The organism is Mesorhizobium sp. M4A.F.Ca.ET.020.02.1.1 (assembly GCF_004022645.1).
Lineage (GTDB): Bacteria > Pseudomonadota > Alphaproteobacteria > Rhizobiales > Rhizobiaceae > Mesorhizobium.
Map to the genome: position 1 here is coordinate 1 of NZ_RZOI01000645.1, position 3464 is coordinate 3464.

The following is a 3464-nucleotide window of genomic DNA, read 5'->3' on the forward strand; positions in this document are numbered from 1 at the left end:
ATCTCGACGTCATGCTGCAGATCACCGATGCCAATCCGGTCGAGGTGCGCGGCATGGGGGTCAGGCTGACCGACGAGGTCGCGCCTTCGATGTACAATTACGGCCACTTGCAGGTGCTGTTCGAGGACGGCTCGGTCGGCTGGTATGAGGCCGGCTGGGGTCCGATGATCTCGGAGACCGCCTTCTTCGTGAAGGACGTCATCTCGCCCAAGGGCTGCGTGTCGATCGTCATGAAGGAAGGTATCAAATCCGACGACATCGACACCCACACCAAGACCTCGACCATCCGCTTGCACAGCGCCGCGACCGGGGCGGACGGCAGATTCGCCAAACAGGATGAATTGCTCTCGATGGCAGGCGAGCCCGGCCACCAGGAGCTTTGCGACCTCGAGCAGGCCTTCCTGCTCAAGGCAATCCGCGAGGACATCGACCTCACCAGGCACATGGACGACGCGGTCAAGTCGCTCGCCGTCTGCCTCGCCGCCGACGAGAGCGTGCGCAGCGGGAAGGCGGTGCGGCTTTGACATTCGCATCGCTATCGAGGGTCAGGCGCGGCACTGCCCCCCTCTGGCCTGCCGGCCATCTCCCCCTCAAGGGGGGAGATCGACTATCGCATCTACTTTCGCCAATCACCAACGTTGCAAGGCGGATGCCTTGGACGAAGCTGCCAATCTCCCCCCTTGAGGGGGAGATGTCCGGCAGGACAGAGGGGGGTGCCTTGGCGCCCACGCATAAATTTGGAGGTCCGCCGTGGGTTCGCTGAACATCGAGAAAGTGAAAAAGGCTTTCGGGCCGGTCGAAGTGCTGAAAGGCATCGACCTAGAGGTCAATGACGGTGAGTTCGTCGTCTTCGTCGGCCCTTCCGGCTGCGGAAAGTCGACGCTGCTGAGGGTCATTGCTGGGCTTGAGGATTCGACCTCGGGCCGGGTTGTGATCGACGGCCAGGACGTCTCCGTCACGCCGCCCGCCAAGCGCGGCATCGCCATGGTGTTCCAGACCTATGCGCTCTATCCGCATCTGACGGTGAAGAACAATATGGGCCTCGGCCTCAAGCAGGCCGGCACCCCGGCGGCCGAGATCGACCGCCGCATCGGCGTCGCGTCCTCGATGCTGTCTCTGGAGCCCTATCTTGAGCGGCGTCCGGCCGAACTTTCGGGCGGCCAGCGCCAGCGCGTCGCCATCGGCCGCGCCGTGGTGCGCGAGCCTAAGCTGTTCCTCTTCGACGAGCCGTTGTCGAACCTCGATGCAGCGCTTCGCGTCAACACCAGGCTGGAGATCGCGCAGCTGCATCGCCGTCTGAAGGCGACGATGATCTACGTCACCCACGACCAGGTCGAGGCGATGACGCTGGCCGACAAGATCGTAGTGCTCAACGCCGGCCGCATCGAGCAGATCGGCGGCCCGATGGAGCTCTACAATTCGCCGGCGAATGAATTCGTCGCCGGCTTCATCGGTTCGCCGAAGATGAACTTCATCGACGGCGCCAGGCTCGGCGAGACGGCGAAGACCGTCGGCGTACGGCCCGAGCACCTGACCGTCGACACGACATCAGGCGCCTGGAAGGGCACGGTGGTGCACGCCGAGCATCTCGGCGCCGACACCAACCTCTATCTCGACTGCGAGAAGGCCGGGCTGCTCACCGTGCGCATCTTCGGGGTCTACAACGCCGAGCCGGGCTCGACGCTCTATGCGACGCCGGATCCGGCGAAGACGTATCGGTTTGGAGCGGATGGGAGAGTGTTGAAGTAGGCGCGACCTCGCCTTCTCCCCTTGTGGGAGAAGGTGGATCGGCGCGTAGCGCCGAGACGGAGGAGGGGTGTTCCAGCGGAGTGCGCCCTCTAGGATTGAAGGCATCCCGGGCGCTTGGCAGCGCCGAGATCCGTCACACCCCTCATCCGGCCGCTTTGCGGCCACCTTCTCCCGCAAGGGGAGAAGGCAAGGTCGCGCCTTACGCGTCCGCCTTGAACGTCTGCTTCTGCTGGCCCATGCCCTCAATGCCGAGTTCGACCACGTCGCCGGCCTTCAAAAACACCGGCGGCTTCATGCCGAGCCCGACGCCGGGCGGCGTGCCGGTGGAGATGATGTCGCCCGGATGCAGCGACATGAACTGGCTGAGATAGGAGACCAGATAGGCGACGCCGTAGACCATGGTCTTGGTCGAGCCGTTCTGCATCGTCTTGCCGTTGACGGTTAGCCACATCTTGATGTTCTGTGGGTCGGCCACCTCGTCCTTGGTGACCAGCCAGGGGCCGATCGGGCCGAACGTGTCGCAGCTCTTGCCCTTGGTCCACTGGCCCTGGCGCTCGGCCTGGAAGGCGCGCTCTGACACGTCGTGCGAGACGCAGTAGCCGGCAACATAATCCAGAGCCTCGGCTTCCGAGACATATTTCGCGGTCTTGCCGATGACGACGCCGAGCTCGACCTCCCAGTCGGTCTTGACCGAGCCGCGCGGGATCAGCACATCGTCGTCTGGCCCGACAATCGCCGAGCTCGCCTTCATGAAGATGATCGGCTCCGGCGGCACTGTGGCGCCGGTCTCGGCGGCATGATCGGAATAGTTGAGGCCGATGCAGATGAACTTGCCGGTGCCGGCAACGCAGGCGCCTATGCGCGGCTTGCCGGAAACCGCCGGCAGCGATTTCGCATCGAGCTTCGACAGCTTAACCAGCGATTCCGGATGAAGCGCCGTGCCGCCAATGTCGGCGACATGGGCCGAGAGGTCGCGGATCGTCCCATCCGCATCGAGCAGGCCGGGACGTTCGCTCCCCACCTCGCCATAGCGCAGCAGTTTCATCTGGATTTTTCTCCTACTTGCGGCCCGTGGCCGTTTGCAAACTCTCCGCCGAGGCGACGGCTCCCTTGCGGAAACCGGGCGGACCGTACCCATCGCGCCGGTCCCGGGCAAGCACGGACGCCGCTTCTGGCAGCCGGCGCGCGGGATTTTCAGACTTCTCGATCCGGACCGATCCGGACCGTTCCGGACCGAGGTCAGATCGACCAGCCGCCGTCGATATTGTAGGCCTGCCCTGACGTATAGGTGGCGCCGGCCAGATAGACGGCGAGATCGGCGATTTCCTCGGGCGTGCCGAGGCGTCCCATCGGCTGGCGGGCGATGAAGGCGGCGCGGGCCGCTTCGTAATCCCCCTGCGCATGCATGCGGTCCTGCAGCGATGGGCTCTCGACCGTGCCCGGGCAGATGGCATTGCAGCGAATGCCCTTGGCGACATAGTCGGCAGCGATCGCCTTAGTCAGGCCGATGACGGCGGCCTTGGTGACACCATAGGCGAAACGGTTGGGCACGCCCTTGCCGGCGCCGGCGACCGAAGACATGTTGATGATCGATCCGTCGCCGCGCTCCAGCATGCCCGGCAGCACGGCGCGGATGGTGCGGATCATCGCGCGCACATTGAGGTTGAAGGCGAAGTCGAGGTCGGCGTCCTTCATCTCGAGGATCGAGCCCGCAT

3 protein-coding genes and 1 pseudogene are annotated in these 3464 nt (G+C 64.5%); 2 read left to right on the plus strand and 2 right to left on the minus strand.

Features of this window, described 5'->3' with window-relative positions; genetic code table 11:
• Both EN742_RS28485 and EN742_RS28495 read left to right on the plus strand, forming a co-directional pair.
• Positions 1 to 524: pseudogene (locus tag EN742_RS28485) on the plus strand (gfo/Idh/MocA family oxidoreductase); the annotation flags it as partial.
• Positions 525 to 750: 226 nt separating this feature from the next.
• Complete coding sequence (locus EN742_RS28495) at positions 751 to 1749, plus strand: ABC transporter ATP-binding protein (protein WP_127405347.1); 999 nt, start codon at positions 751 to 753, stop codon at positions 1747 to 1749.
• Positions 1750 to 1948: 199 nt separating this feature from the next.
• Here the strand turns inward: EN742_RS28495 and EN742_RS28500 are convergent, their stop codons facing one another.
• Together EN742_RS28500 and EN742_RS28505 are read right to left on the minus strand one after the other, a co-directional pair.
• Positions 1949 to 2794: a fumarylacetoacetate hydrolase family protein gene (locus EN742_RS28500; RefSeq protein WP_127405348.1), complete on the minus strand. Its 846-nt coding sequence runs from the start codon at positions 2792 to 2794 to the stop codon at positions 1949 to 1951.
• Positions 2795 to 2988: 194 nt separating this feature from the next.
• Positions 2989 to 3464 (minus strand): SDR family oxidoreductase (locus tag EN742_RS28505; protein WP_128333543.1); only part of this gene is annotated, 476 nt, incomplete at its 5' end.

Bases quoted from the DNA above. Each gene is read 5' to 3' on its own strand.
- EN742_RS28500 (WP_127405348.1), bottom strand. From the start codon at position 2,794: ATGAAACTGCTGCGCTATGGCGAGGTGGGGAGCGAACGTCCCGGCCTG.